The 4,258-nt window shown below is 71.7% G+C and carries 4 protein-coding genes; 2 read left to right on the forward strand and 2 right to left on the reverse strand.

The features are described 5' to 3' along the window. The first annotated feature begins 93 nt into the window (after positions 1-93). Positions 94-372, forward strand: coding sequence for a histidine phosphatase family protein (locus ACFXA3_RS37135; RefSeq protein ID WP_385194713.1), 279 nt, complete (start codon positions 94-96; stop codon positions 370-372). A gap of 70 nt (positions 373-442) precedes the next feature. On the opposite strand, the gene pucL is transcribed toward ACFXA3_RS37135, so the two are convergent. Together pucL and ACFXA3_RS37145 are read right to left on the reverse strand one after the other, a co-directional pair. Then, positions 443-1,387, reverse strand: a complete 945-nt coding sequence (gene pucL / locus ACFXA3_RS37140; protein ID WP_385194715.1) for a factor-independent urate hydroxylase — start codon at positions 1,385-1,387, stop codon at positions 443-445. Between the two features lie 230 nt (positions 1,388-1,617). Beyond that, positions 1,618-2,970, reverse strand: coding sequence for an aspartate aminotransferase family protein (locus ACFXA3_RS37145; RefSeq protein ID WP_385194718.1), 1,353 nt, complete (start codon positions 2,968-2,970; stop codon positions 1,618-1,620). Positions 2,971-3,066: 96 nt separating this feature from the next. Here ACFXA3_RS37145 and ACFXA3_RS37150 point away from each other — a divergent pair, with 96 nt between their 5' ends. Continuing rightward, a complete protein-coding gene (locus tag ACFXA3_RS37150) occupies positions 3,067-3,963 on the forward strand; it encodes a sigma-70 family RNA polymerase sigma factor (protein WP_385194720.1) in 897 nt (298 codons plus the stop codon). Positions 3,964-4,258 lie beyond the last annotated feature (295 nt).

Genomic DNA, 4,258 nt, shown 5'->3' on the forward strand with positions numbered 1-4,258 from the left:
CCCCGCAGCGCGCGCGCGCGGCGCGGGCGCGGCGCCCCGCCCGCGCCCCGCCCCCCCCCCGCCCCCCCCCCCCCCCGCGCCCCCCCCCCCGCTGTGCACCGCTGGCTGACCGACCCCGACTACGCCCCGCCGGGCGGGGAGTCCGTCACCGCGCTGATCTCCCGCGTCGGCGCCGTGCTCGCCGGGCTGGCCGCGGGCACCCATCGCATGGTGGTCGACCAGGCCGTCGTACGCGCCGCCGTCGTGCACGCGCTGGAGCTGCCGGCCGCCGCGTTCTGGCGCCTGGACGTCCGGCCCGACACCGTGACCACGCTCACCGGGCGGCTCGGCCGGTGGAACCTCCAGCTCGGCCGGCCGCTGGACGCACCGTGAGGACGCCCCCGGGTCCCGCCGGTACTGCCGGCGGTACCGGTACTGCCCGCACTGCCGGTACCGCCCGTGTCTACGCCACGATCCAGTCGCTCGTCGCGATCACCGGCTGTACGCCGTCGCGGTGGACGGTGCCCTCGATCAGGCCGTACATCCGGTCCGCCGCGAAATAGACCTCGTTGTCGTTCTTCAGGCCGAAGGGCTCCAGGTCGACGAGGAAGTGGTGCTTGTTGGGCAGGTTGAGGCGCACCTCGTTGACCCGCGGGCAGTTGTCGAGCACCCGCTCGGCCATCTGGTTCAGGGTCTGCTGGAGCGAGTACGAGTAGGTCTCGGCGAAGGCCTCCAGCATGTTCTTGCGGACCTTCTTGTACGACTGGTCCCAGTCGAACGCGTCGTCGTCGGCCGCCAGCGCCGAGTGCGCCCAGCGCGCGGTGACCTTGGTCGCCAGGATGCGGTCGTACGCCTCCTTGAGCGTCGTGTACCGGTCCTTGATGTAGCCGTGGAACTCGGAGTTCGTCGAGTTCATCACGGTCAGGTCCTTCAGACCCGAGATGACCTGCAGACCGGTCGTCTCGCTGTACGTGATCTGCGCGGTGCGCACCTCCTGGCCCTTGCGGACGAAGGAGTGCTGCTCCTTGCGCGTCGGTACCGGGATCCGCTCCCAGGCGTACTCCTCGATCCGGATCTGCGCCTCGCGGATCGGCGACTGGGAGGAGACGAAGTGCTTCGCGAGCAGGATGCCGAAGGCCTCGGGGGAGGCGATGCCGTGCTCCTTGCCGAAGGCGTACACCGTGTTCTTGGTGGTGTCGGTGGGCAGGCAGTTGGCGTTGTCGCCGGTCAGGTGGACGTCGCGGAACTCGCCCCGGAGCGCGACCGATACGTTGAGGTCCCGGATCTCGTGCCATGACCCTCCCCCGGACTCCGTCCGGGAGGTGCCCCCATGGCCCTTGCGGGTGACCTTGACGATGCGGTTCTCGGCCTTGCCGTACTGGTTCTGCGCCAGGATGTGCTTGCTCATGGCTGTCTTCCTTCGGGTACACGGAGTCCGGCTGACTGGATCCCGTACGCCCGGCGTCCAGCGGTCGGCCCGCTCCCCGCCGTTCGGTCCCACAGGACCGCCCCGGGACTGACGTGCATCCCGGTCCGTAGGTGCTCTGTCGGATTTCAGCACGTTCACGTGCTGTTCGTGATGGCTCGGATCCTCCGAGAGCGGCACCCACGGATTGGGCGACCGTGCGTCCGTGCAGGTCAGACGGTGTGCGTATCCGCGACCGACAGGGCCTCGTCGAGGATCCCGAGGCCCTTGGCCACGTCCTCGGGGCCGATGTTGCAGGGCGGGGCGACGTGGATGCGGTTGCCGGCGATCAGCGGCCACAGCCCGCCCTTCTTGCAGGCGGCCCCGAACTCGGCCATCGGCGCGTTGTCCGCCCCGGAGGCGTTGTACGGGACGAGCGGCTCGCGCGTGCGCCGGTCCCGTACGAGCTCCAGGGCCCAGAACGTGCCCAGGCCGCGGACCTCCCCGACCGAGGGGTGCTTCTCGGCGAGGGCGCGCAGGCCGGGGCCCAGCAGCTCCGTGCCGGTGCGGGCGGACTGCTCGACGATGCCCTCCTCCTCCATGACGTTGATCGTCGCCACGGCGGCGGCGCAGGCCAGGACGTGCCCGGAGTACGTCAGCCCGCCCGGGTAGGGCCGGCGGGCGAAGGTCTCGGCGATGGCGGCCGAGATGGCGACCCCGCCGAGCGGGATGTATCCGCTGGTCACGCCCTTGGCGAAGCAGATCAGGTCGGGGGTGACGCCCCAGTGCTCGGACGCGAACCACCGCCCGGTGCGGCCGAAGCCGACCATGATCTCGTCGAGGATGAAGACGATCCCGAAGCGGTCGCAGAGCTCGCGGACGCCCGCCAGGTAGCCGTCGGGGTGCACGAGCACGCCCGGAGCGCCGCCGACGGTCTCCAGGATGATCGCGGCGATGGACTGCGGGCCCTCGAAGACGATCGTGTCCTCGAGGTGGCGCAGGGCGCGCTCGCACTCCTCGGCCTCCGTGGCCGCGTAGAAGGGCGAGCGGTAGGCGAAGGGCCCCCAGAAGTGCACGACGCCGGCGGTCGCGCTGTCGTTGCCGAAGCGGCGGGCGTCACCGGTCAGGTTGATCGCGGTGGACGTCGCCCCGTGGTACGAGCGGTACGCGGACATCACCTTGGGCCGGCCGGTGTGCAGCCGGGCCATCCGTACGGCGTTCTCGACGGCCTCGGCACCCGCGTTGGTGAAGAAGATCTTGTCGAGGTCGCCGGGGGTGCGCTCGGCGATCAGCCGGGCCGCCTCCGAGCGGACGTCGACGGCGAAGCCGGGCGCGACGGTGCAGAGCTCGGCCGCCTGCTCCTGGATGGCCGCCGTCACCCTGGGGTGCTGGTAGCCGATGTTCGTGTAGACGAGGGCGCTGGAGAAGTCGAGGTAGCGGTTGCCCTGGTAGTCCCAGAAGTACGAGCCCTCGGCCCCGGCCACGGCGAGCGGGTCGATGAGCTCCTGCGCGGACCAGGAGTGGAAGACATGCTTGCGGTCGGCGTCTTTCACGGCGGCGAGCGCGTCGGCGGCTTCAGCGTTCATGTCCTGAGCGTAGTTGTCCATGATGTGGACTCCGGGGAGGGCCGTCCCGTTAACGTTGCGTCGTGTACCGACGATCACGACGCGAGGACGTGACAGGTGAGCGAGCAGGACACCCTGGCCCGGAGGTTCGAGGAGCACCGGCCGCACCTGCGGGCCGTGGCCTACCGGATGCTGGGCTCGCTGAGCGAGTCCGAGGACGCCGTGCAGGAGGCGTGGCTCAAGCTCAGCCGCTCGGACGCCGGCGCCGTGGAGAACCTGGGCGGCTGGCTCACGACGGTGGTCGGCCGGGTGTGCCTCGACATGCTGAGGTCGCGCACCTCACGGCGCGAGGACCCGCTGTACGACCGGGAGGGGTACGTCCGGCTGCCCGACCCGGTGGTCACCGGGATCGCCGGCCTCGATCCGGAGCACGAGGCACTCGTCGCCGACTCCGTGGGCATCGCCCTGCTGGTCGTCCTGGACGCGCTGGCCCCCGCCGAGCGGCTCGCCTTCGTCCTGCACGACCTGTTCGCCGTCCCCTTCGACGAGATCGCCCCGCTCCTCGGCCGTACCGCCGCCTCCACCCGGCAGCTCGCCAGCCGCGCCCGCCGCCGGGTCCAGGACGCCGCGCCCACCCCCGACGGCGACCTGGTGCGCACCCGCGAAGTCGTCGACGCGTTCCTCACCGCCTCGCGCGGCGGGGACCTCGATGCACTCGTCGACCTCCTGGACCCCGGGATCGTCGCCCGCTCCGACGGCGGCGCGCCGCGCCCCGGCGCCGTCCGGCGCGGGGCGGCGCAGGTCGCCTCGCAGGCGATCACCTTCGCCCGGTTCGCCGCGGCGGCCCATCCGGTCCTCGTCAACGGCCTTCCCGGTGTGCTCGCGATGGCCGACGGCAAGCCCCTGTCGGTCATGGCGTTCACCGTCGAGGACGGGAAGGTCGTCGCGCTCGACATCCTCACGGACCCCGAGCGCCTCGCGCGGATCGACCTGGAGGCGGTCCTCGGCGACTGAACCGTGAACCCTTGCGCTTCCCGGGCGGCTTGGGCAGGATCTGGTTCCTGTTCAGCCGCCCGGTCGTGCGAACCGCAACCGGCCGGCACCGCAAGGGCGGGAAACGCCACCGCGAGGCCGCCCGCGCTCCGAAGCGCCGGCCACCGCCACGCTCTCCGTCCCCCCCTGCCGGTCCTCCCGGTCCTCCCGCTCCCCCTCCCCACGTCGCCGCCCATCCCCACGTCGCCGCCCCTCCCCACGTCGCCGCCCCGCCCCCCCGAATAAAATAATAAACTCCGACCCCCTGCCTCCCATG

It is taken from the genome of Streptomyces sp. NPDC059456 (genome assembly GCF_042750055.1).
Taxonomy (GTDB): domain Bacteria; phylum Actinomycetota; class Actinomycetes; order Streptomycetales; family Streptomycetaceae; genus Streptomyces.

Excerpts from the sequence above, each read along its gene's own strand:
- ACFXA3_RS37145 (WP_385194718.1), bottom strand. The coding sequence starts at position 2,970 with ATGAACGCTGAAGCCGCCGACGCGCTCGCCGCCGTGAAAGACGCCGAC.
- pucL (WP_385194715.1), bottom strand. The coding sequence starts at position 1,387 with ATGAGCAAGCACATCCTGGCGCAGAACCAGTACGGCAAGGCCGAGAAC.